This is a genomic window from Moraxella lacunata (genome assembly GCF_002027545.1).
GTDB lineage: Bacteria > Pseudomonadota > Gammaproteobacteria > Pseudomonadales > Moraxellaceae > Moraxella > Moraxella lacunata.
Window position 1 is genome coordinate 1 of record NZ_MXAN01000083.1, and the last position, 24,441, is coordinate 24,441.

A 24,441-nucleotide genomic window follows, 5' to 3' on the forward strand; every position below is an offset into this window, starting at 1 on the left:
TTGGAAAGAGGTCTATTTTATCATCCTAGCATTCATCGTATTCTTGCTTGTTAAAGGCATGAACAAAATGCGTAGACAAGCCGAAGCAGAACCAGAAGCTCCTGCCGAGCCATCAGAAGAGGTATTGCTACTGCGTGAGATTAGCCAAAAGCTAAGCAAATAATTAGCATGTATCATACCCAAAACCCATCATCTGATAGATGATGGGTTTGTTGTTTTGATGGGTTTAGACCACCTTTTCAAAGTGAACAATGCTCTCAACGTGTCCTGTATGACAAAACATATCCATAACCCCTGCATGAGTCGCCCGATAGCCCTGCTCGGCAAGGCGAATGCTGTCTCGGGCAAGCGTGGCAGGGTCGCATGAGACATAGACGATACGGCGGGCATCAAATCGCCCCAGATAATCCATAACTTCCCATGCTCCTGTGCGTGGCGGGTCAATGAGTAGAGCATCCACCTGCCCGACCCACGGCTTATCTGAGAAATCTTGGGTTAGGTCTTGGGCAAAAAATTCGGTGTTGGCAAGTCCGTTGTCCCTAGCATTCATCGTAGCACGCATGGCCATGTCAGTGCTACCTTCCACGCCAATGACCTTGCCCGTATCCCCCACGCATTTGGCAAGAGCAAGCGAAAAGTTACCCAGTCCACAAAACAAATCTAGCACTCGCTCGCCTTGCTTTAAATCTAGAAGACGGCAGGCAAGCTCAACCATTTGCCGATTGACCGATAAATTGACCTGTGTAAAGTCGGTGGGGCTACTTTGTAAGGTTAAGCCAAACTCAGGCAAATGATAAAACAGTCCGCCTGTCGGGGGCGTGGCGTGGCTCATGGGCAGTATTGCCTTGTCCGTGCTATCAATGCGGTAAATGCTGTCATATCCTTTGGGCTGTAAATAAACTTGCCAATTAACGGGCTTGCCAAAATGGATAAGTTTGGCGGTGTCGGCTTTATTGATTGGCTTGGTATGGCGGACGATAAGAGCCACGCTTGGCAAGTCGCCCATTTCTTTGCTCGCATTCTCGCCCATAGCGATTTCTAAGTGGGTAATACTGTCTTTGATTTTTAGCGTTTTTAAAAGCTGTTTTAAGTCATCTAATCTATCGCCCACACGCCTATCCAAAATCGGACAAGTGCCAATGTCCGTCAAAAAATTACTCGCTCGCTCACGAAAACCCACGATAAGTCTGTCTGTCTTGGGTAGGTAACGCACGCCCAAACGGGCTTTGGTGCGATAATGCGTTCTGTCGCCCACGATTGGCGGTAGCCATGTGGCAGGGGCAATGCCTGATTTGGCAAGGTGGTTTTGTAGGACGGACTGTTTGTGTTTAATCTGCTCGTCCACGTCAAAATGCTGTAAGGTGCAACCGCCACATACCCCAAAATGCGGACACATGGGAGCGGTGCGGTGGGGGCTTGAGGTTAGCACGTCCAAGCAGTCGGCTTCGTCATAGCTTTTTTTGGATTTGGTAAGGGTTGCCGTTACCGTCTCGGTGGGTAGGGCGTGGCTAACAAAGACTTTTTTGCCCGATTTGTCGCCATGCGTGTCATCATAGGTTGCGATACCACGCCCGTCATGGGTTAGGGCGGTGATATGTAGGGTGATGGGTGTTTGGGTTTGCTCGGATTTGGATAACTGGTGGGTCATGAGTGCCTATTTTTTGGGTATCATAAATGGGCATTATATCATTATTGGCGGTGGGCATTGGTATTTTTGGTGTTTGGCATTATAATAAGTAGGGTCTATTGATATTTATGCTTAACAAACTTAATATTTACCACAGGCTTTGTAGGGGCGTGCTTTCCACGCCCTTGATGATACCACACATCATAAATTTGCGGTAATTTTAACGTTCTTCATCTATATGTGAAAATTATGTGCGAGCTATGTAACATCAACTCCTTTATCATTCATGACAGCCTAGCTGATGAGCAAGACAATACCGAACTGTCTGCTGATGAAAAAGATAATAATGACAATCCCGACAACGAGCAGGCTTATCCTGTATCGGGCGGTGCGTTGTGATTTTTGCCAGTCATGAGCCGTTTTTGCAGTCTCGTGCTCAGATGCTTATCATGCCCGTTAGTACGGACGGTAACATCGCCCACCCTGTCATCGCAAGGTGCAAAGGTTTGTATGCCGATAACTACGAGCATTATCAAAAAAAGGCAATCGGAGGCGAGTTGTCGCTTGGCGATGCGGTGGCGTTTCGTATCTCTAAGCAGACCACGGGGCTTGGTGTGCGGACGGGCGGGGTAGAATATGTCGGTAGCCTTGTCGTCCAAAAATTCCCCGAACAGCCCATCAGCGTGCGAATGCTCACACGCTGCCTAACCGCCCTAAAACCATACATTTACGAACTCATGCGGTACAAAGGACTCAGACGTGTGGCGATACTGGGGTCGGCTCTGCTGGTCAAGGACACCGCCCAAGAGAGCAGTGCGGTAGAATGGCTCACCGCCGAGCATGTCATGAACGTGTGCCAAGACGTGCTGGGGGACGTACCAAAACTGACAGTTGAGGTGCATTTTGGGCGAGATACACCGCTATCTTTTGCAAAAAATACTTGAAAATGATGATGGCTTCGGCTATAATGCACACCACTTGCGAACGTGGTGGAATTGGTAGACACGCTATCTTGAGGGGGTAGTGCTTCACGGCGTGAGGGTTCAAGTCCCTCCGTTCGCACCAAATATTCCTTTAAAAATCAAAGGCTTAGTCTGTATAATAGGATTAAGCCTTTTTTGTGTTTATGACAAGGTGATAAATACAAGGTGGCAAGATTTGGGGGTTGCTTTACTACCCCCCCGCTTTTTATTTTGCTATCTTTTCTCGATACTCATCAGATAGTCATTATAACGATATTGGTTTATCTGACCCGTCCCAATCAAATCAATGGCTCGGTCAATCATCTCTATCGGCACATTGAACCACTCGCTAGGCTTATAGTAGCGACCGTCTTTTGCCAGCAGTCTCATGTTGAGCTTTTGCTCGGCAAAAAAAGAATGTAAGATGAACTCAATCTTTTGGGCATTGGCGTTACTCATCTCGTATTCGGCGATGATTTCTACGTCGCTGTACAAAAAAGTCTCATCATCCAAGCAGTTTTTGATACGCTCATCACCTGTGCCTTTGGTAAAGCCGATTTTGTGCAAATGCAAATAACGCATGAACTCCGCCCTAGGCTGAGTCAGGCGAGCGACATAAATCACGCCCGTGCGAGCATCATCGTGGGTTCTGAACAAATCATCATCTGACAGCGGGAACTGCATGAGCCACTCATCATCAGTCATTAGCACATGATGACTGGTCTGTCTGTGCTTGGATAGGGCGGTTGCCAGCGAGCGTGCCAGCATGTTGGATTCGGTGCCATTGGCAAAAACTAGGCGAATGCGGTCTTTAAAAAGACTGTTTTGGCGACCGCTGTCTTCATAGATGTCAGCGACGAAACAGAGCATGCCTTGCAACACGAACACGGCATTTTTTTTGACATAGTCTGTGGGACGGCTGTTTTGGATTTTGTATTTGCCCTGTTGGATGAGCTGTTCAATCTTAAAAAATATCGGGCGAAAGTTGTCAAAATCAGGACAAGGGTATCTGTCAGCGGTATCATCAGGGGTATTTAGTATCCTTTTTTTGGCACGAATGCTGTGGGTGTTGTCGCCGAGTATGTCCACGTTGCCAATGTCATCTAACAAGCCTAGCCTGTCTGATGAAAAGATGTCATCCAAAGACTGCACGGATGGGGTGGTCTGTTCATGATGTTCTGTCATATGCTCTCACGCTCTCTTATAATAAGCCAAAGCGGTCATGTGCCAGCAAAACTTCTCTTTGCTCGGCGTTGTGTTGTATCGATGATAACGCTATCGCCAACAGCTCTTCGTCAAAATCATCACTGTCCATCATGGGTGGTCGCCCCTGTTTTTCATAAAACGCCATAATCTCACCAAAGCGGTGGGTGAGTATGTCATCTGCGGTATGGATGGTTTTTTGGGGTGCGATTTGGACGTCATCTAGCAGGGTGCTTGTCTCATTGGCGAACAAATCATCGAGATTGTGATATTTTCGGCTCTCATATAGGGCGTTGATGTTCATGCGTTATCCTTGGTGTTTTGTTGTTGGCGTAAACGCTCTGCTTTTTTGTTTCTGACCCATGCCAGCACCAGTCCCATGCGTGCTTCTCTGGGGTCGGTTGAGTTCGGGTTGGGTTCTCGCCCATGGGTTTTAAAAAACCGCTCTATCAAAGTCCAGCTTTGTACCGCTTCGGCTTCGCTGATGTTGGATTTGGTGGCTTTGACCACGTTATTGATGGTTTTTAGGGTGTCGCTGTCTATGTTTTTTGACAGCACTTCATACGCCTTGGCAAAGGGATTGACCGCATGAATCAAATCCACGGGGATTTTATCCACGTTGATGAATTTTTCGCCGATTTTGACAAAGCCATGCACGCTCTTTTTGGTGGTGGTCTGGGTGTGGGGGTCAAAAATTTTGGCATCATCAGGCAAATCTCTGTGGCGGACATGCTCGGTGATGACCGCCCTTTGTTCTGGGCTTAGATGCTCGGTGTTGATGTATCTGCCGTCTTGAAAGATGTACAGCTCTTCGTTCTCTATCACGGCATCAGGGCTGATGTCATCGCCATCAATCATACCGCCATGGCTGTTGATGTACACCTGAGCGAGTAGCCCCTGCATGACTTGGTCGGTCTCTTTGTCGTCCAAATCAGGATAGCGTGTGCGGATAATCTGTGGGATGATGGTGTCATTGATGATTTCTGAGTCCACCACGTTTCTGCCTTCGTCGCTGGACAGGTATTGGGCAGACACACGGGTGTCTTGGGCGATGGTGGCGATTAGGTCGGGCATGTCTTGTTGTAGGATTTTCTCGGCACGTTTTGATAGGCGACTACCATCTTTGCCATCATCGATGACGATGGTGCCAGTGGGGAGTTTTTCGTTCTCTGCCAGCGTGCTTCTGCGGCGAAAATTGACGTTAGGGGCAAGCACTTGTTCCATGAGTAGCGACAAGGAGATGGCTTTTAGCATGTCATTGACCCCAGAGACGACATCATCTTGGTTTGCATCAGGCTTGGCGATGACGTTGGTAAATTTGGCATGGGTTTTGCCCACACAGTCTCGGGTTGCTCGCCCGATGATTTGCACCACTTCGGTCATGGAGCCACGATAGCCGATGGTTAGGACGTGCTCGCAGTACACCCAGTCAAAGCCTTCTTTTGCCATGCCCAGTGCGATGATGATGTCCATGTCGTCTCGATGGCTGATTTGGGCGAGATACTGTTGGGTTTTTGGGCGGTGCTCATCATCTGTAACCAAATCCGCCAGTTTTAGGGTTCTGCCGTCAGCGGTGGCAACCAACCACACCCCTGTGTCTAGGTCTTGGGCGATGGGTTCGCCGATGATGTCCATGATTTTGCCCACGGTGTTGTATTTGTCCGTTTCGGCGGATTGGGAATTGACGTTGGGGATGTGTACGATGGTTTTTTTGGTGGTGTCAAAGCAGTCACTTAGGGCATCAAAAAACGACTGACCGTAGAATTTATAATCCAAGCTCAGCGATTTTAGATGGGTGTAGCCATTTAGCTGTTCATAGTAGCTATAAGTGACTTTCTCAAACCGCTCTTCGTCTTCTGGAGTCAAGATGGGAATGGCATCGCCCCGAAAATACGAGCCTGTCATGGCGACAACGTGAGCATCCGATACGCTCATGATCTCATCTAAGATAGCCCCCAATCGGCTGTTGTCCGATGCTGAGACGTGATGAAATTCATCAATGCCCAGTAGTACCTTGTCAAACAGCTTAGGGTTGTCCAGCTTGTCATAGCCAAAACGAAAGCTGTGATGGGTGCAGACCAAGACCTGTGCGGGGTTGTCATCTGCCATAAACTCCGCAAAAATCTGAGTCTTGGCGGTGTCGCTGGACAAAGTATTGAGACAAAGATTATAGCGATGTGCCACCTGCCAATCGGCAAAAAATCCCGATGATGTCAAATCAGTACTGGCAAAAGACCGCCCGATGCTCATCTCAGGCACGATGATGACTACTTTGTTGATGCCTTGATTTCTTAGTTTGTCCAGAGCGATGTACATCATGGCACGGGATTTGCCCGATGCTGGGGGCGATTTGATGAGCAGGTATTGGCAGTTGCGTTTGGCAAAGGCACGGGATTGCATTTGTCGCATGCCCATGTGGTTTTCGGCTTGGCTGTCGCCTGTTTGGGCGTAGGTTTTGGTAAGTAGGGAGATTTCGGTCATGGTGCATCCATTATCATGGCAAATACAAAGGCATGCAAAGGCACATCCTAGCACGCCTTAGATGGTTTTATTTTTTATGGGCTTTGTCTGTCTTTTTGGTGGCTTCTTGTTGGATGAGTTTTTCGTAGCGTGCCAACAAAAACGCCAGTCGCTCGGCAGTATCAACAAAACCCTGTTCACGATACAGCTTATCCACCGCAACATCAAGCCTGTGATGTGCCTGTTTTAGGTTGTCGGGCATGGTCTCAGGATTGTACAGCTCGGCAAGTGTCTTGCCTTGGTGCATGGCTCTGGCTCTTAGGATGTCTTTGGCAAGCTGTTCTATCGTTGCCTTATCATCATCGCTGACATCAGGAAATGCAAAGGTGTTATAGACAATCGTGCCTGAGTAGCGATAACGGCTTTCTAGTCTGCCCGCCACCAATCTCATCCAGTCGTTATGTGCCTGTGATGTTAATATGCCAAAATCAAACATGGTGGCATTGGGAATGATTTGGTTGGCGTTGGTAGAAATAACGTCATGATTTAAAAAATCAATGGGGATATAAGGGCGACGTTCTGATGAGACGCTTGGCACAAGAATGTATTTACCCGATGTGGGCTGACGGATTTCCCCAAATAAATGTGGCGTATCTGCCAATTGTCTTGTTTGGGCTTTTTTACTTGCCAATCGCATTTGGCGTACGCTTTCCACACGTTCTTTGACCATTGGCATGGCATTTAGCTCATCATCACTAATGCCGACCAGCCACAGACAATGGCGTGTTTTCCCATTTAAAAACTCATCAGCACCCAGCAGTTTTTTTATCCATTTTTGGGCTTGCGGTTCTTTGGCAATCAAGGTCTCAACTTCATCAGGTGTCAATAATAAATGCCCACCATCAACAGGTTTGTTGCCATAGACCATGAGTGAGCCGTCATGCAAGGGCGTGTTTCTGCTTTCAACAGCGATGTCGCCACCATCAACCAAATAAGGGCTGATGTTTTCAACTTGTTGCTTTAACTCTTGCTGGGTGGTTTTGTCATGACTATAAATGAATTTTGGGGTGTTAAGTGGGTTGTTTTTGTCGGTTAGACCAATGATGACCACATGTACGGTGGCATTATCACGGGCATTATTTTTCCATGCAAAACTTGGATAAGCAAAACCGATGGTTAGACCCATGTCAAACAAGGGTTTGAACAACATAGCCACCTGCTCGCCCTGTGCGATAGAGTTGGTGGCGACCAATGCCATTTTTGCCTGCGTGCCTTTGATATAGTTTGCCCCTAGCCAAAACCAACATGCCACATAGTCTAGCGATTTAAAGGTTCTTAGCCCTTTAAATACCAACTCCATGTCTTTGCTTTGTTCATCACTTCGGCTATTAACCCCGTTAAATGGGGGATTGCCCACGATATAAATCTCATCGGTGCCGTTATTGGGGCAGGCTTTTTGCCAATCGGTGCGTAGGCTGTTGCCCTGAACGATATGCCCGCCTTGTTGTAATGGCAAGGTGTCACGACAATGCCCGAATTTTGACCGAAAAATCGCATTCATCTGATGGTCTGCCAGATACAGCGACAAATGGGCGATTTGTACTGGAAAATCATCATAATCAATGCCATAAAAATGACCAAGGGGTATCTGACTGTCATACCCAACCCCCAACCCCAGCTCCAAGTGTTTGTCATCAAACTCAGGCTTGCCACCGATGAGTAACTGCAAGGCATGGATGGTGTCCATCTCCAAATGGCGTAGGGCTTTATAAGCGGTAATCAAAAAGTTGCCCGAACCACAGGCAGGGTCAAAGACTTTGATGCCACGCAGGCGGGCGAGAAAATTCTCTAGGCGTGCTTGTTTGTTGTTTTTGGATTTGTTGTCATCGCTTAGTGCCAGTAGTGTGTTCAGCTCTTGGCGTAGGGGTGCGATGAACAGGGGTTCTATCACTTTTTTGATGTTGCTCACGGACGTGTAGTGTTGTCCTAGCTGACTTCTCTGGGCAGGGTCAATGACCGCTTGGAACATGGAGCCAAAGATGTCAGGGTTAATCTGACTCCAATCCAAGCGAGCACACTCAATCAAGACACGCCGAGAGCGACTGGTAAAGATGGGAATGGCATAAAAATCCTTAAAAATCCCGCCATTGACATAAGGAAAACCGTGTAAATAGGATGGGTATTCGGTGCGTTCGGGGCTGTCTTCTGGCAGGTTTAGCACGCTAAATAGGTTTTCAAAAAATACCGCAAGGTCGCTACCGTCTGTCTGAGTGACGTTTTGTAAGGTGTGGGCAAAGCTGTCTTTGTCAAAAATGCCCGTATCATCGGCAAAAAAGCAAAATAACAGCCGTGTCAAAAATAAGTTTAGGGCATGAATGTCGTCTTTGTTCTGTTTAAAATCGTTGTGTTTTTTGAGCTGGTCAAACAGTCGCCCCATTTTCTCAGATGCTTTGACATCGGCAGGGTGTTCGCTGTATGTTTGGCTCTTTTCAATGCCAACCAAGGGCAAAAAGAACGTGAAGTCGGAGTTTATCTCATCAAACCGCTCGATGCTAAGCGTGTCATCTAGTTTGGTATCATACGCCAAAATCTTGTCAAAGTCGGTCAAAAAGATGATACGGATTTTGTGGCGTTTGATGGCGGGATTGGCTTTGATGGTGTCAAGTAGGGTGTACAGCTCGTCAAAGCTGGTCGCTTTGTCCACCTGCTCAAAGTATAAGTGGCTTTTTCGTGCCATGCCGTTTAGCCCACTGCCTGCGATGGGGTTGGTGCCATTTTTTAGGTTGGTGATGGTGCTTTTGGATGTGCCTGTTAGGGTCAGTAGCTCAAAAAAGAAGGTGTCGGGGTTTGGGTCTTTGCCCAGTTGTTCTAATTGTTCATAAAAGTGGGTTTGGTTAAATGACATGGCATGCTCCTAGTTGATGAGTGGATTATAAAACAAATATGAACAAAGAAAAAGGGCGATTTGCGATTTGACCCATGACCTATAAAAAATAATGGCTCAGTCCCATTTCCAACTTTATATGAGTGATTGATTTGTTAAGGGCGAATTGCAATTTTCCCCACAACCTAAAAATAATTATGAAATAATCAAAAAGTTGCCATTTTAAGTTGAGATTGGCGATTTGCCATGCACCAAAAAATCCGCTCCATACAGAGCGGATTTTGTCAAGGTTGGCGATTAACCACCAAAGTCATCAAGCAAGATGTTTTCATCTTCGACGCCCAAGTCTTTGAGCATTTTGATGACGGCGGCGTTCATCACCGGTGGGCCACACATGTAGAATTCACAATCTTCTGGGGCAGGGTGGTCTTTTAGGTAGTTTTCGTACAGGACGTTGTGAATAAAGCCTGTATAGCCTTCCCAGTTGTCTTCGGGCTGTGGGTCAGACAGTGCCACGTTCCAAGTGAAATTTGGGAACTCGGCAGCCAGACCGTCATAGTCTTCGACATAGAACATCTCACGCTTAGAGCGAGCACCATACCAAAAGCTGATTTTGCGGTCAGATTTTAGGCGTTTTAGCTGGTCAAAGATGTGCGAACGCATGGGTGCCATACCCGCACCACCCCCGATGAATACCATCTCGGCTTTGGTCTCTTTGGCAAAGAACTCGCCATAAGGGCCTGATACGGTAATCTTATCGCCTGGTTTTAGACTAAACACATAGGACGACATTTTGCCCGGTGGGATGTTGTCAGGCCCCCGTGGTGGTGGGCTTGCGATACGAATGTTAAACTTGATGATGCCCTTTTCTTCGGGGTAGTTTGCCATAGAGTAGGCACGAATGACAGGCTCATCAACCTTGGACGTATAACGCCATAGGTTAAAGTTGTCCCAGTCTTCGTGGGATTCTTTGGCAATGTCAAAGTCCTTATAATGCACTTCGTGCGGTGGGGCTTCTAGCTGTACATAGCCACCTGCACGGAAGGGTACGACTTCGCCCTCAGGGATTTTAAGGGTAAGCTCTTTGATGAACGTTGCCACGTTGTCATTAGAGATAACCTCACATTCCCATTTTTTGACATCAAAAAATTCAGGGTCAATCTCGATTTTCATGTCTTGCTTGACGGCAACTTGACACGCCAAACGCATACCCTCACGAATCTCGCCTTGGGTAAAATGACCTTCTTCGGTGGGTAGGATAGAACCGCCACCGTCCAACACCTTACAACGACATTGACCGCAAGTACCACCGCCACCACAGGCTGATGATAGGAAAATGCCTTCGCCTGCAAGGGTTTGCAAAAGTTTGCCACCTGAGGCGGTGGTTACGTTGTTGTCGGGATTGTCGTTGATATTGATTGTTACCTTGCCTGAGCTGACAAGGCGTGAGCGTGCCACCAAGATGACCACCACCAAACTCATGATGATGGCGGTAAACATGATGACACCACTGATTGCTGTACCAAACATGGTTTCTCCTTATAAGCTCATACCGCCGAATGACATAAAGCCAAGCGACATCAGTCCGACAGTGATAAAGGTAATGCCAAGACCACGAAGGGGGACGGGTACGTCTGAGTATTTGAGCTTCTCACGAAGTCCTGCCAATGCTGTAATCGCCAACGCCCAACCAAAGCCAGAACCCACGCCATAGACGATAGATTCGCCAAAGTTGTAATCACGCTCTACCATAAATAGTACGCCACCCATAATCGCACAGTTTACTGTGATAAGTGGCAAGAACACGCCTAGGGCGTTATATAGGGCAGGGACGAATTTGTCCAAAAACATCTCCAAGATTTGGACAGTTGCCGCAATCAGAGCGATATAGCTAAGTAGTCCCAAGAAAGATAGGTCAGTATTTGGCATGCCTGCCCACGCCAATGCCCCGTCTTTTAGTAGGAATTGGTAAAGCAGGTTGTTTAGCGGCACAGTAACCGCCATAACCACAACAACCGCAACGCCCAGACCAATGGCGGTTGAGACCTTTTTGGAGACAGCGATGAACGTACACATACCCAAGAAAAAGGCAAGTGCCATGTTTTCAATGAATACGGACGTGATGAATAAACTGATATAGTGTCCCATTAGTGTGCTTCTCCCTTAGAATTTGGTGCGATGACAAACTCCGCAGGTTCTTGTTGCTCAGGTTTCCAGTAACGCACAATGGCGATGAACAGAGCAATGACAAAGAACGATGACGGGGGCAGTAGTAACAAGCCGTTCGGGATGTACCAACCGCCGTCTGTGGCTTTTTCTAAAAGTTGAATGCCAAACCAGCTACCATTACCGATGATTTCACGAATACTTGCCACAAAAATCAGTACGGTTGAGTAACCAAGACCGTTACCAATACCGTCAATAAAGCTTGGGATTGGTGGGTTGCTCATGGCGTAGGCTTCGGCACGACCCATTACGATACAGTTGGTGATGATAAGACCGATGAACGCACCTAACGATTTGGCGGTGTCATAAGCGACCGCTTTTAGGATTTGCTCAACCACAATCACCAATGACGCAATAATCACCATTTGTACGATGATACGAATGGATGACGGGATATTGTTACGAATGATTGAGATAAAAAAGCTAGAAAATGCCGTAACGAGCGTGAGTGCAATACACATGACAAGGGCGTTTTGCACGCTCGTGGTAACCGCCAATGCCGAACAAATACCAAGGATTTGCAGGGCAATAGGGTTGTTATTAAAAATCGGCGTGGTTAAAATCTTTTTGGTATCCGCCATGATTATGCTCCTTTACCGCCAGCTGTGCCAGCTTTTAGGTTGTCTAAAAACGGCTGATAACCGTCTTTTCCCAGCCAAAACTGAACCATGTTATGCACGCCACGACCTGTTAGGGTAGCACCGCTAATGCCATTGACTTCGGTAGGTTTGGCAGTACCTGCCTTAGCAACGCCCATAAGCACGTTGCCGTTGTCATCATGGGCTTTTTTGTCATGCCATTGGGCACGCCACGGCTCTTCGGTGATACGAGAACCCAAGCCGGGGGTTTCTTTGTGCTGATAGAAGTTTACGCCTTTAATGGTATTAAAGTCCTTATCAAGGGTAAGTAGTCCATAGATTTGACCCCACAGACCCGCTCCGTGAAAGGGTAGAACAAGCGTCTCAATCTCACCACTGGCGTTTTTGGCGACATAGGCTTTACCGAATTTTGGCTTACCGCCAATGGCGGCAATGTCGTTTTCAAGTGGTGTGCTAAGGCTTGGGGTGCGAGCCGCTTTGGCAATGTCATAGTTTGCCACGTCTGTGATGCCTGCTTGGGCAGCTTCTTCTTCGGTAGCAAATTTGCCGGTTTCTAGATTGACAAGATGAACTTCAAACTCTTTAAAGCGTTCTGCCACCACCGCATTTGACTCGGTATTTGGGTCAAATTTACCTGCGGCGATAAGGACGTTTTTGTTAAAATCTAGGGTGCTGTTGGCAGTTTGTTGGGGTTTTAGACCCACCGCAACGGCTGACACCATGACCGAACAGACAAGGCACAGCACCAAAGCGGTTACAAGGGTTGTAACGTTACTATTTTTGGCTGACATGAGCTAGTCTCCGTGCTGTTTGACGTTTGATGTTGGCTTGTTTGACAAAGTAGTCAAATAGCGGTGCAAATAGGTTGGCAAACAAAATGGCAAGCATGATACCTTCTGGGAAAGCAGGGTTTACCACACGAATGGCAACCGTCATAAAGCCGATAAGTAAGCCATAGCACCAGCGACCTGTGTTGGTGTGGGCGGCTGATACTGGGTCGGTCGCCATAAAGACGGCACCAAACATAAAGCCACCGATGACCAGATGCCAATGGGGGGCAAGGCTCATCATTGGGTTGGTGTCGCTACCTATCATATTAAAGATAAAGGCCATATTAAAGATAAAGGCGGTTAGCACAAGACCGATAACAGAACCTGCAACCACACGCCAAGATGCAATTTTGGTGTACATGAGTACCGCACCACCGATAAGAATGGCAAGGGTTGAGACTTCGCCGATAGAGCCTTGCATATTGCCCAAAAAGGCTTGACCCCAAGAAATGGTATTGCCATAAGCGTCCACAAAAGCATTAGACGGCACACCTGCGGCAGCTTGACCTAAGGGGGTAGCACCGCTATAACCGTCCACGTTGTTTAGACCTTTAACAGCCGTCCACACCGCATCACCCGACATATAAGCAGGGTAGGCAAAGTACAAGAACGCACGACCTGCCAAAGCAGGGTTAAGAAAGTTCTTACCAGTACCGCCAAAGACTTCTTTTGCCACGACCACACCAAAGCTGATGCCAAGGGCAACTTGCCAAAGCGGAATATCAGGCGGTAACGATAGGGCAAATAGGACGGACGTAACAAAGAAGCCTTCGTTAATCTCATGCCCACGCACCACCGCAAAAATCAGCTCCCACGCAAAACCAACCGCAAAGGTTATGGCGTAAATGGGCAAAAACTGCATGGCACCATAAACCATACACGCCAAAATGCTGTTCGGGTCATAGCCGACCATGCCTGTGATGACAGTACGCCAGCCTGTTGGGTCAATGCCAAAATGTTGTATGGCGGTCAGGGCTTGAAAGCCGACATTGTACATCCCCCAAAACATGACAGGAAAAGTACAGAGCCACACGGTAATCATCATGCGTTTTAGATCGATACCGTCACGGACGTGGGACGCACTGTAAGTTTGAGAGCTTGGCTGGCGCAAAAAGGTGTCAAACGCTTCCCAGACGGCATAGTATTTTTCGTATTTACCACCCTTGGTAAAGGACGGCTTGGTACGGTCAAATAAATTGTGTAAAAATTTCATCGTTTGCCTTCCTTAACCTTCTGATTCAATACGAGTTAGGTTATCACGCAAAATATCGCCAAACTCATATTTACCAGGCGATACAAAGGTGCAAAGTGCCAAGTCTTCTTCGTCAAGCTCCAACGCACCAAGCTCCACTGCTTCTACAATGTCGCCAACGATGAGCGAGCGAAGTAGCTGAGTGGGTAGGTAGTCTTGGGGCATGACGGTTTCAAATGAACCGATTGGCACCATGGCACGAGGTGAACCATTGGTACTTGTGGTAAAGGCGTATTTTTTACCTTTAAAAAATTGAGAAATATAAATCGGTAGCGTTGAAAAACGGTTCGCCCCAAGTGTTAGGTAGTGAAATGCAGGGCGTTCACGACCTTCGGCAAGTACCGAGACTTGATTGTGAAAACGACCCAGATACGCCACCGCACCGCTTGCCTTACGACCTGACAGTACAGACCCTGAGATGATACGGTTATCATTGCCGTTTAGCTCACCATTGGTCAAGGCGTTCAAATCCGCCCCACGAGTGGTTTTGATAAGGCGTGGCTTATTGACAACTGTGCCAGCTAGGCTAATGGTGCGTTCGGTGTGAATTGTACCTGTGGTAAAGAGCTTACCAATGGCAATCACGTCTTGATAACCGATTGTCCACACGGTTACGCCACGAGCCAGTGGGTGCAAAAAGTGAATGTGCGTGCCTGCGTTGCCAGCAGGGTGAACGCCGTCAAAACCGTGGTATTCAACACTGCCTGCAACATTGGTGGCTTTGGTTGGGGCGGTTTTGCCATGACAAACAAGCGTTTTTGGCGATAGGATAGAGATGACGGCAAGACCACTGTTAAAATCATCAATATTGGCATTGATAATATCGGCAGGGTCGGCACTTAGGGGGTTGGTGTCGGTGGCGGTTACAAAAATCGCTGACGGTATGCTGTCAAGTTCAGGGGTGCGGCTAAACGGACGGGTACGAAACGCTGTCCATTCGCCAGCGTCATTGAGCTGAGTGACCACTTCTTCACGAGATAGCTTGGCAAGGTTATCTTTGGCGTGGGCTTTAAAGCCAATCTCATCGCCTTGGGCGACTTCAATAACAAGGCTTTCAAACACACGTCGCTCGCCACGGTTGATGGCGATGACCTTGCCCGATGCAGGGGCGGTGTATTTGACCCCCAGACGCTTTTTGTCTTCAAACACCACCTGTCCTTTGGCGACCGTATCGCCTTCCTTGACGTGCATGGTCGGACGCATACCGATGTAATCATAACCGATAAGGGCGACATGAGTAGGTGTGTGTTCGCTAATTTCTTTGGTTGGCTCGCCTGTGATAGGCAAGTCTAACCCCTTTTTTATGGTAATCATAAGCGGATACTCACTCTGAGTGAAATGACCATACCAGACTCCTGTTGGTATACACGAGAGCTTTAACGCTGACCTTAAACTCCTTAACAACACGTTAATGCTTTGTAGTTACAGTGGCGACTGGCTACCTGTTTTGATGAACGTTTAGGGCGTATTAATTAAAATTTAGATGAATAAGACTTGACAAATCAAAACAAATCACTGTCCATGACTGGCAATATCATCACGTTTAACACGTCCTAACAATCGTTCTCTTGCCCAAATTAGGCATGAAAATCCTATCTATTATACGCTAAACTTTGGTAAATTTACAGAAATTTTTGAGAAATATTAAGGGTAAATGGTTGATTGTCATGATTATGTCAAAAAGATGTGAGATAAGATGGGGCGTGATTTTAAAAATGATAATTGTTTATAAAAATATTACCCAAAACGGAAAAATGCCCCATTAATGACAAATGCCACGCTCCACAGACAAATCAGCCCCACATGAATGCCCATGATTTTTAATGTATTGGCAGAATGCGTGCCATTTTCTAGCTTTTTAACTACCCGAAAGCGGGCGTGCAAGGCGGTAAGTATCGTCAAGATAAGCCATGTTAATTTGCCATGCACAAGGGCGGTCAGCATGCCCATGTTTTGCCCCCAAAGTGATGGGGGTAGTAGGGTTGTTAGCATATAAAAGCCTGTTACCACTTGCACGGCAAGGGCGGTCATGCCCAAGGGTTTATAGCTTTTTTCAAAGGCTAAAAATCCTGCCACGTCATTTTGGCGGATAAAATTGGGCATTAAGCGGATAAGCAGGTATAAATGCCCACCCACCCAAATGCTGGCTCCAAATAAATGTAAAATCAAGGCAATTTTATACATGGTTTTTTCCAACATGGTTATATGAGTGTGATAAATGATTGGGTTTTTATAAAGTGTTTTGGCTCTGGTTCAAAAAGTATGCTACAAGGAAAACCGTTCGTGGTGAGCTTGTCGAACCATAACGGTTTTCCGCCACCCGCAGGCAAGCTCAGGGCGAACGGAAAACCTAGTTTAGCATACTTTTTAGACTACTACCAGTGTTTTTATTTTAAATGTATTTTAAAAACTATTTTCTCCGCCCTGCTCTAAATACAAAAGGGTCATCATAAAAATCAGGGTCGGCATTATCCCAAAAATACGGCACGCCCAATATCGGCAAGGGGTTTAATTGGCGTGGTGTAATATCATCTTTTAAAAAGTTATTTAAATAATCGGATAAGTAATTATCCAACATGGCTAATTGCTCATTGAGCGGTTTTGTAAAAAATGATGAATGAACTTTGATAATGATGGTATGGCTACATAAGGATTTAAAGGGGTTTATCAGTTGCTCCAATAACGCATGACCGAATATAAAGACTTTGACTTTTTTGTTGTTGTCATGATGATAATCCGCCCAATATTCGCGGTTATCCACCAAGCACGTTTGCCAATCAAAACCCACCAAGGCTTGCCCAATGGCGGTGCCAATCTCATCATCGGCGACCACCAGTATCGCCCCATTTTCATCAAATACGGTAATGGTATCTCGCACACGGTTACGTCCGTTGGCGGTGTGGTTGTCGTCCATGTGGGTGAGATGTTTGGCGTTCAATAGCGATTTGGTATGGGGAAAAACCGACCACACGCACGCCCCAAACCAGTCGTGTAGATTATCACAGGTTGGGATTTTGTGGTGTTGCCCGATGTGGGTTTCGTATGCTGTGCCGTGTTCTAGGTCGTTTTGGTGGGTAAAGGCTAGGGGGTAGCCTTGGTGATTTTTTAGGCGAATATCATTGTCGGCAAAATAGCCGTTTAACCACTCAAAAAGGGGCAGGGCAGGGTGGCCAGCAAATGCCTGATGAATGGACACATAAGGGGCAAACCAAGGGGTGGACGGGTCAATGGTGGCAAAATCGTGTAAAAAGTCGGACATGATGACATCAACAGGCGGTAAAATCATCGTGAGTATAGCATATTTTGTAAACTTTGGGTAGTCGGCTTTTGGGGGTAGGGTGTCATAAAAAACTTGCATATTTTTGCACTTGCGTTTAATATGGCGATTATTTATAAAGATGAGAGTATATGATGACCCTATCGCAAACATTTGTCCCTAAATTCATGGCGTTGGCACTGATTGGCACATTGGCATTGTCAGGCTGTTCGGTGTTTCGTGTGTATACCATTGATTTGCCCCAAGGCACGCCCATCACGTCCGCTCAGGCATCGCAGGTGCAAGTGGGCATGACCGCTGACCAAGTGACTTATCTGCTGGGTAGCCCTGCCATGAGAGACACGCTAAACCCGAACCGCTTTGACTATCTGTATGACTACACCGCAGGCACAGACGGCAAGCGTGCCGACAAAAAAGACATCAAAAACGCCAGTCAGTACCTGTCTATCTTTTTTGAAAATGGGCGTGTGGTGCGTATCGCAGGGCGTGAATCACTGCCAAGAAGAAATCAGTAATTAATTATTGTACCATCAGATAAAAATCAGGCAAAGCAGGGTGTTTTGCCTGATTTTTGGTGTGGTTTTTAAAATATCGTCATTCAACAATGCTATAACGGACGATAGCCGAGCTTTTTTAGGCGGACTTTGGATTTGGTTTTGCGTCTGGATATCGGGTCATAGGATAAAGGGCGATAAATCTCAATCCTATCGCCGTCCGATAGAGCCGTATCTAGGCGTTTTTTTTGGCTATAAATACCCACATACCACGCTTTATGATTGGGTTCATGCTTACAGTTGGCATGACACCACAGGGCAAATTCTGCCAAATGGGGCAAATCTAGCCACCCTGATGATTGTAAGGCTTGATATATCGTGGTGTGCGTGGGTACTTCTAATTCTTGATAATACTGATTGTCCTTGTCGGCATATGCCAAACTTATCCTTAGGATAGCCATGACATCACCCAACCGATGACCGCTAGGAGAATGGCAAGCGGTACGCCAATACGCACCAGCACTCGCCAGATGTTATAACGCCCTTCACTTTTAAAATTAAAGGTTTTGCGTAAATGACTGATTTTCATGGCAAAACCCGAAAATGCCGACAGCACGACCACCGCCACCAAGCTCACCAGTAGTAGTATGTTTAGCCCCACACCCGCAGGCAGGGCAGAGAGTATCATCGCCAGTGATACCCCCATTGCCACGCCATTAATTAGCCCAAACCGCACTTTTAATTGTCCAATGGCATAATACAACAAAAATGCCGAAATCAGGAGCATACCGATACTAGACACCACAAAGGCGTTGGGTGTAACAAAAGCACTACCCACCAGCAGGGCAAACGCCCCAAAGATAAGTTGGGTAAGCCAAATCGGTAATATCAGCCCTGTTAGGGGTTTTTTGTGGGTTTGGCTCATCGTCTGCTCGGCAAGCCTACCGCCAGTAAACCAATATAACCCTGTACCCACGCCCACCGAGAGCAGTGCCAAAGACACCGCTCTTGCCCACTCGGACAATGACACAGCGGTCATGGTCGGCACGCTCACACCGCTAGCTAGACCACCATCAAAGAGCGAGATAAGCCCACCGACAATCACCAATGCCACGCCAATCATGAGTGGACGAGTCTTTAACAGACTTAAAATCAAGGCAATAATCATCGCCCCTGCACTAAGCCCAATGCTTGGCACACTAAGATTCAGTTGGGGTAGGTGCTGATGAAGTCCTGCCCCAATGCGTGCGGTCATCGTTGCACTAATAAGCAGTGCCACCAATACCGACAACCCTGCAAAGGCTCGCCATGTCATCTTGGCATCAGCTTCACGAGTGAGCTTTTGCATGCCAAGCCATACATTATCGCCACTGCGAGCAGATAAGGCAAATTCGGCAAATAACACCGGCAAGCCCACCACAAGCATCGCCACCACCCACAACAGCCAAAAGTCCAACTCATGAGCCATACTCGGGGCAATCTGATGAGCGAACAACAGTGGCAGGGCAGACGCCACAAAAAACACGGTATAACGAGATAACATAGTAAACTCTGGACGGTTGGGGTGTGATAAAAATTTAATGAACGACAAAACCCCAATCAAGGGGTTTTGTAAAATACAGGTCTAAAACCGACAAATCAGTGAACGGCACTGATAAATTCAGACAACATTTTGATGTCTTTATCAGACAGCTTGGCTGCCACGATTTGCATCATGCCTTTTTCGTCTTTTTTGGCAGAGTCGTTGGTACGCACTTGCTCGGCAAGTAAGCCTTCATCTTCACGACCGGCGGCACGGAACAGTTTTAGCTGAGTTGAGATATAAGTTGCGTGCTGACCGCCGATGCGTGGGAACGCCGCCCAATCATTGCCTGCACCCTTAGGGTCATGGCACCCTGCACAAGGGATGATACCACGGCTCTTGTCACCACCTAGGTAGAGCTTTTGGGCGGCGGCGTTCGTGGCTTTGTTGCCATAGCCGGGTAGCCACGGAGCTTGACTGGCATAGTAACCTGCCACGTTGGCTAGGTCTTGTTGGGTAAATCCAACCAACTGTGCCTGCATGATACCATTTTTTCTGGCACCTGTTTTAAAATCCACCAATTGCTTGTATAGATATTTGATGTTTTGACCGCCTAAGTTTGGCTGAGCAGGGGCAACCGAAACACCGTCCGCACCGTGGCAAGCGGCACAGTTGGCTTCAACAATGGCTTTACCTGCTTCAATATTAAACTCAGGAACAGCTACGGCATGGGCATTTAGGGCGATAAAACCAAACCCTGTGGCAAGCAACGTTTTGGCTAGCATGGCTTTGGCTGACAAATTCATGGCTTTCATAACAATTTCCTACTAACTTCGGGGCAATCCCCGTGTCTTGGGTTTTGTATATTTTTATTTGGCTTTTAAAAGTCAAATTGGTAAATCTTGCTTATTATAGCAAGACTTCGCTAAATTTTCCTACAAAAATTGTGGTTTTGGCAACATTTTTTTGCAAAAAGATGAAATTTTAACAAAAAATTTATCAAATCAAGCCATCATCATTAACCCATGATTTGACAAAAGCCATAAAAATAGGGCATGTACCCAACGATGATGTTGCCGTTTTGGGTGAACATGCCCCAGTTGCTTATTTTTATTTTGCCATATACTCAATCAATGCCCGAAACTCATCATCGCTACACGACTGGCATAGACCTTTGGCGGGCATTTGAGGCATGCCTTTTTTGGTGTTTTTGACCAAGGTGTCCATGCCTTTTTGGGTTTTTAGCTTGTCCCATGTGGCTTTGTCGCCTTTTTTGGGGGCGTTTAAGGCACCGCTATCATGGCAGGTGGCACAGGTTTTTTGGTAAGTGGTGGCGACATCGGCATGGCTTACACCTGTGGCGACTAGGGCAAGGCTGGCAATGGCTATTTGTAATAATTTTGACATAATAACTCCCATTTAAGGATAATTTGGGATAAATGTGAGAATAACTGTTTTCTTTGATGCTTTTATTATGCAAGTTTTTTGCCAAGTTGCAAGGGGTATTTGGTAACCATGACGAATGCGACTTATTTACCCTTTTGCCTTTTGGGTTTTTATCGCTATTTTATGGCTTTCATGATACACTATTTTATCATTTTAGCAATTATATTTGACATCATGAGCACCACCGACTACCAAAAAATCATTCGCCAAACCGCCTTTTCGCTCTCTGCCCCCACATTGAAACTCTGCCCGCCGGATGCAGGTTTTGAAGTGGCGTTTGCAGGGCGGTCTAACGCAGGCAAATCGTCCGCCATCAACACCATCACCCACCAAAAACAGCTCGCCCGTTCGTCCAAAACCCCAGGGCGGACGCAGATGATTAACTTTTTTAATGTCGGCTCAGAGCATAGCCGTATCGTGGATTTGCCGGGTTATGGGTATGCCCAAGTGCCAGAAGCGATGAAAATCAAATGGCAAAAAGAGCTTGAAAACTACCTTGTTCATCGTGAAAGTCTGACGGGCTTAATTTTGCTCACCGACATTCGCCACCCGTTGAAGTATTTTGACGAGCAAATGCTCCATTGGGCAAAGGACGGTGATTTGCCCGTTCATGTATTACTAACCAAAGCGGATAAATTAAAACGCGGGGCTCAAAAAACCGCCCTGCTACAAACCAAAAAACAACTGCAAGCCTTAGATTTGCCATTTTCCATTCAGCTATTTTCGGCATTAAATAAAGAAGGGCTTGATGAATTGGCGGACGTATTGGGCAATTGGCTACATTTGGGTGAAAATTTAAATTTAGAAAATTTAGATTTGGATAATATGGATTTAGAAAATTCAAATTTGGCAAATGATAAATTGGATAATGCAAATTTAAATAATGACAATTAAAAACGCAAATTATGTGTAGGGGCAAATTGCAATTCGTCCATATTTAAAAACCATTATTTAAATTAAATTAGAAAGGCAAAAAAAATGACCGGCATTTTATATATCGTTGCCACCCCCATTGGCAATCTAAATGACATGACAGCACGGGCGATTGACACTCTAAAATCGGTGGACGTGATAGCCTGCGAAGACACTCGCACAAGTTCCAAATTATTAAGTTTTTTTAATATATCCACGCCCACCACTGCCTATCATGAACACAATGCCGACACGCAGACGGCACGCCTTGTTGAGCGATTGCAAAGCGGTCAATCGGTTGCCTTGATTTCGGACGCTGGCACACCACTTATCTCTGACCCTGGCTATCGACTGGTTAAGGCGTGCCATGATGAGCATATCACCGTTGTGCCGATTGTCGGGGCGTGTGCGGTCATCGGGGCGTTGTCTGTGGCGGGTTTGCCGTCTGATAAGTTTAGTTTTGTGGGATTTTTGCCCGCCAAACAACATGGGCGGATAGAGACTTTAAAGGCGCATCAAGCTCATACTGAGACGCTGATTTTTTATGAAGCACCGCACCGCATTACAGACTGTCTATCCGACATGGCGGACGTGTTTGGCGGTGAGCGAGAAGCCACGTTGTGCCGTGAGATTAGTAAAACTTTTGAGACAATAAAAAAATTGCCGCTGGCTGATTTATTAGAATTTGTAAAGAATGACCCCAACCAACAACGGGGCGAGATTGTGCTGGTTGTGGCAGGTAATACCCAAAAAGAACAAAAAGCGGATTATGATGAATGGCTACTTGCCATTGCCAAAGAATTACCACCAAAAAAAGCCAGTGCAATTGTGGCGGACGTATTGGGTATGAAAAAAAGTGTGGTGTATGATAGGTTATTGGAATTGCAGAAGTAGACTGATAAAATGGTTGGTAAATGCTTATCAACCATTTTCCCTGTACTCTAATAAACTTTGGGATTGAATATTGGACTGATTAAACATTGCGTATATCTCTTCAACCAATTTAGTGAGTTTCTCAATTTGATCAACCTCATAGGATGAATAAAAATCTTGGTTTAAAAAACTATCTATTTTTCTTTTAATTTTACTTCTTATTCCATTTGGGTAGATAATTTCTTCAAGTGTTTGATTTGCCAATTCTAGTTTTTCATAATATGCTTGCATGAGATGAATTTGTTTTTCTACTTCTGGTAAAGACTGGTAAATTAAATATCTCTTATCATCAATTTGATTGGTGGCACATTCTACTTCAAATCTCATATTATCCACTTCTGAAACCTTGGAATGTGTCTTGTAGGTTGCAATCGCAATTGCTGGTATGGCAAAAATCAATCCTAAAGTAGTTGCCCCAGCCGCCATACCGCCACCGCCTGCTGCTATTGCACCGCCACCAAACCAAGCCAATGTTGCATTATAGGCAGCTGCCCCCGATAATGTAGCAATCGCCGTCCCTGTGGAAGCCGTGCCTAATAATGAGACAAAAACCCAACTGCCAACAGCAGCTAAACCGCCAACACCAACTCCCTGCAATAAAGATACGCCTGTATAGCTATTTTCATAAGATTGATTGATGAGAAAGTCAATCTTTCCCAACCTTTGGTTGATTATGGATACATTTTTATCAAATTCATTCTCCACATCTCTTTCACCAATCAAATCTCTACTCTTTTCCAGTTGATGAAAAATATCAAATGATATTCTACCAAGCTCGTTGATTTTTTCATTCATCAGTCTCATGTCGTCAATATAGCCATTAAAACTCCTTGCGTATTCAATATAACTGGTTTCGTAATTGTAAATAGCCTTTTTTAGCTCGCCATGACCGCCAAAAGTTACCATATTTAGCATAAACGTACCCACCCCGTGATGGTCATCTACGGTTCTTTGTGGATGTATTTTTGAAGGCAAGTCTATCTCTGTGAACTCTGGATAGTTCACCTTATTTTTGTTTTTGTAAGCGATAACAATACAGACACAAACGATTATCGCAATAATGAAGCAAAAAAATAATTGACCGTCGCTCATTTATTAGCCTTAATTAGGGGGCGATAAGAAGAAGTAGAAGCGGTATCGCAAATGGTCCAAGTACAGGAAATAGCACCGCAAAAAGAAAAATCTTAAATATCATAAATAAAAATTTATCCATAATTATAGCCTAAAAATGTTGATATGAGTTGAAAAATTGGCATTTTGCCACTTTTTTGGTATAATTATTGTAAAAATTTACATTCGTTTTTCCAACCCACCCCACTAGGTATTTCCACCCACTTTACTAGGTATCTTTATGGCTCTTCATCACACCATTCGCAAATTGCGTGAACTCCACCAACTAACGCAAGAAGACATGGCAGAGCGTGCCACTTTATCCAAAAACGGCTATGCCAATATAGAACGTGGCGAGAGTGTGCCTAGTATTGACAGTTTGGAAAAAATCGCTCATGTTTTTGGTATGAAAATAGAAGAATTGATGATGTGGGGCGATAATGATTGCCATATTTCTGTTTTAAATGGTTATATTAGCCATTATGCACAAAACAATTATTATGAAAATATCAATAGTGCTGAATTAAAATCAAAAATTGATTTATTAGAACAACAAATTTCCCATGAAAAAGAATTAAATGCCCAAAAAGATGAGATTATTTTTTCTTTAAAAGAAGAGATTAGACTTCTTTCCAAACCCCGATTTTTGTGGATTTTTAAAAACNNTTGGAAAGAGATTTATTAAACTTTTAAAAGAAATCAAT

At 45.8% G+C, this 24,441-nt stretch carries 25 protein-coding genes and 1 tRNA gene; 8 read left to right on the plus strand and 18 right to left on the minus strand.

Translation table 11 applies throughout. The features are described from left to right. A partial coding sequence (locus B5J94_RS11235; RefSeq protein ID WP_211271089.1) for an MscL family protein occupies positions 1-163 on the plus strand: 163 nt, incomplete at its 5' end. Positions 164-226: 63 nt separating this feature from the next. Here B5J94_RS11235 and rlmD read toward each other — a convergent pair. After that, positions 227-1,648 carry a 23S rRNA (uracil(1939)-C(5))-methyltransferase RlmD gene (gene rlmD / locus B5J94_RS11240; protein WP_062499172.1) on the minus strand — a complete coding sequence of 474 codons (1,422 nt, stop codon included), beginning with the start codon at positions 1,646-1,648 and terminating at the stop codon, positions 227-229. A 228-nt stretch (positions 1,649-1,876) separates the two neighbouring features. On the opposite strand from rlmD, the gene B5J94_RS14250 reads away from it, so the two are divergent. The 3 genes from B5J94_RS14250 (at position 1,877) to B5J94_RS11250 (ending at position 2,692) form a co-directional block, all read left to right on the plus strand. Beyond that, positions 1,877-2,026, plus strand: a complete 150-nt coding sequence (locus tag B5J94_RS14250) for a hypothetical protein (protein ID WP_156471052.1) — start codon at positions 1,877-1,879, stop codon at positions 2,024-2,026. Beyond that, entirely contained in the window at positions 2,023-2,571 is a 549-nt protein-coding gene (locus tag B5J94_RS11245) for a hypothetical protein (protein ID WP_062499171.1), read from the plus strand. Before B5J94_RS14250 ends, B5J94_RS11245 begins: the two co-directional genes overlap by 4 nt. A 36-nt stretch (positions 2,572-2,607) precedes the next feature. Beyond that, positions 2,608-2,692 (plus strand) — tRNA-Leu (locus B5J94_RS11250). Between the two features lie 131 nt (positions 2,693-2,823). Here B5J94_RS11250 and B5J94_RS11255 read toward each other — a convergent pair. The 12 genes from B5J94_RS11255 to B5J94_RS11310 all read right to left on the minus strand — a co-directional run bounded on the left by B5J94_RS11255 (position 2,824) and on the right by B5J94_RS11310 (position 17,401). After that, positions 2,824-3,774: a GIY-YIG nuclease family protein gene (locus tag B5J94_RS11255; RefSeq protein ID WP_062499170.1), complete on the minus strand. Its 951-nt coding sequence runs from the start codon at positions 3,772-3,774 to the stop codon at positions 2,824-2,826. A gap of 16 nt (positions 3,775-3,790) precedes the next feature. Next, entirely contained in the window at positions 3,791-4,096 is a 306-nt protein-coding gene (locus B5J94_RS11260; RefSeq protein WP_062499169.1) for a hypothetical protein, read from the minus strand. Beyond that, positions 4,093-6,273, minus strand: coding sequence for a DEAD/DEAH box helicase (locus B5J94_RS11265; RefSeq protein WP_211271088.1), 2,181 nt, complete (start codon positions 6,271-6,273; stop codon positions 4,093-4,095). Before B5J94_RS11265 ends, B5J94_RS11260 begins: the two co-directional genes overlap by 4 nt. Before the next feature lie 67 nt (positions 6,274-6,340). Further along, positions 6,341-9,157: a class I SAM-dependent DNA methyltransferase gene (locus B5J94_RS11270; RefSeq protein WP_062499168.1), complete on the minus strand. Its 2,817-nt coding sequence runs from the start codon at positions 9,155-9,157 to the stop codon at positions 6,341-6,343. A gap of 276 nt (positions 9,158-9,433) precedes the next feature. After that, positions 9,434-10,666: an NADH:ubiquinone reductase (Na(+)-transporting) subunit F gene (gene nqrF / locus B5J94_RS11275; protein ID WP_062499167.1), complete on the minus strand. Its 1,233-nt coding sequence runs from the start codon at positions 10,664-10,666 to the stop codon at positions 9,434-9,436. A 9-nt stretch (positions 10,667-10,675) separates the two neighbouring features. After that, positions 10,676-11,284 (minus strand): NADH:ubiquinone reductase (Na(+)-transporting) subunit E, encoded by a 609-nt coding sequence (gene nqrE, locus B5J94_RS11280; RefSeq protein ID WP_062499166.1) that lies wholly within the window; start codon positions 11,282-11,284, stop codon positions 10,676-10,678. Beyond that, on the minus strand, positions 11,284-11,943 hold the full coding sequence (locus B5J94_RS11285) for an NADH:ubiquinone reductase (Na(+)-transporting) subunit D (protein WP_062499165.1): 660 nt from the start codon (positions 11,941-11,943) through the stop codon (positions 11,284-11,286). The genes nqrE and B5J94_RS11285 overlap by 1 nt, the downstream gene beginning before the upstream one ends. Before the next feature lie 2 nt (positions 11,944-11,945). Further along, complete coding sequence (locus B5J94_RS11290) at positions 11,946-12,752, minus strand: Na(+)-translocating NADH-quinone reductase subunit C (protein ID WP_062499164.1); 807 nt, start codon at positions 12,750-12,752, stop codon at positions 11,946-11,948. Continuing rightward, positions 12,736-14,004, minus strand: coding sequence for an NADH:ubiquinone reductase (Na(+)-transporting) subunit B (locus tag B5J94_RS11295; RefSeq protein ID WP_062499163.1), 1,269 nt, complete (start codon positions 14,002-14,004; stop codon positions 12,736-12,738). Before B5J94_RS11295 ends, B5J94_RS11290 begins: the two co-directional genes overlap by 17 nt. Before the next feature lie 12 nt (positions 14,005-14,016). Further along, positions 14,017-15,357 (minus strand): Na(+)-translocating NADH-quinone reductase subunit A, encoded by a 1,341-nt coding sequence (locus B5J94_RS11300; RefSeq protein WP_062499162.1) that lies wholly within the window; start codon positions 15,355-15,357, stop codon positions 14,017-14,019. Between the two features lie 423 nt (positions 15,358-15,780). Further along, positions 15,781-16,227 (minus strand): CopD family protein, encoded by a 447-nt coding sequence (locus B5J94_RS11305; protein WP_079364140.1) that lies wholly within the window; start codon positions 16,225-16,227, stop codon positions 15,781-15,783. Between the two features lie 226 nt (positions 16,228-16,453). Further along, the gene (locus B5J94_RS11310) at positions 16,454-17,401 is read right to left on the minus strand and encodes a DUF3025 domain-containing protein (RefSeq protein ID WP_062500165.1); all 948 of its coding nucleotides are present in this window, start codon (positions 17,399-17,401) and stop codon (positions 16,454-16,456) included. An 86-nt stretch (positions 17,402-17,487) separates the two neighbouring features. Here B5J94_RS11310 and B5J94_RS11315 point away from each other — a divergent pair, with 86 nt between their 5' ends. Then, complete coding sequence (locus tag B5J94_RS11315; protein WP_115248370.1) at positions 17,488-17,835, plus strand: outer membrane protein assembly factor BamE; 348 nt, start codon at positions 17,488-17,490, stop codon at positions 17,833-17,835. Between the two features lie 92 nt (positions 17,836-17,927). On the opposite strand, the gene B5J94_RS11320 is transcribed toward B5J94_RS11315, so the two are convergent. From B5J94_RS11320 to B5J94_RS11335, 4 genes are all read right to left on the minus strand, one after another. Further along, complete coding sequence (locus B5J94_RS11320; protein ID WP_062500161.1) at positions 17,928-18,275, minus strand: RnfH family protein; 348 nt, start codon at positions 18,273-18,275, stop codon at positions 17,928-17,930. Then, positions 18,263-19,357: a hypothetical protein gene (locus B5J94_RS11325; RefSeq protein WP_062500169.1), complete on the minus strand. Its 1,095-nt coding sequence runs from the start codon at positions 19,355-19,357 to the stop codon at positions 18,263-18,265. The genes B5J94_RS11320 and B5J94_RS11325 overlap by 13 nt, the downstream gene beginning before the upstream one ends. A gap of 95 nt (positions 19,358-19,452) precedes the next feature. Beyond that, positions 19,453-20,142: a c-type cytochrome gene (locus B5J94_RS11330; RefSeq protein ID WP_079364144.1), complete on the minus strand. Its 690-nt coding sequence runs from the start codon at positions 20,140-20,142 to the stop codon at positions 19,453-19,455. A 304-nt stretch (positions 20,143-20,446) separates the two neighbouring features. Beyond that, the gene (locus B5J94_RS11335; RefSeq protein ID WP_115247994.1) at positions 20,447-20,743 is read right to left on the minus strand and encodes a c-type cytochrome; all 297 of its coding nucleotides are present in this window, start codon (positions 20,741-20,743) and stop codon (positions 20,447-20,449) included. Between the two features lie 213 nt (positions 20,744-20,956). On the opposite strand from B5J94_RS11335, the gene yihA reads away from it, so the two are divergent. Together yihA and rsmI are read left to right on the plus strand one after the other, a co-directional pair. Next, positions 20,957-21,676 carry a ribosome biogenesis GTP-binding protein YihA/YsxC gene (yihA, locus tag B5J94_RS11340; RefSeq protein ID WP_079364141.1) on the plus strand — a complete coding sequence of 240 codons (720 nt, stop codon included), beginning with the start codon at positions 20,957-20,959 and terminating at the stop codon, positions 21,674-21,676. A gap of 84 nt (positions 21,677-21,760) precedes the next feature. Beyond that, a complete protein-coding gene (rsmI, locus tag B5J94_RS11345) occupies positions 21,761-22,588 on the plus strand; it encodes a 16S rRNA (cytidine(1402)-2'-O)-methyltransferase (protein ID WP_062500157.1) in 828 nt (275 codons plus the stop codon). 27 nt (positions 22,589-22,615) lie between these two features. Here rsmI and B5J94_RS11350 read toward each other — a convergent pair whose 3' ends face one another. Beyond that, positions 22,616-23,719, minus strand: coding sequence for a hypothetical protein (locus tag B5J94_RS11350; protein ID WP_062500155.1), 1,104 nt, complete (start codon positions 23,717-23,719; stop codon positions 22,616-22,618). A 259-nt stretch (positions 23,720-23,978) separates the two neighbouring features. Between B5J94_RS11350 and B5J94_RS11355 the strand changes: the two genes are divergently transcribed. Next, entirely contained in the window at positions 23,979-24,422 is a 444-nt protein-coding gene (locus B5J94_RS11355) for a helix-turn-helix domain-containing protein (RefSeq protein WP_079364142.1), read from the plus strand. Positions 24,423-24,441: the final 19 nt, after the last annotated feature.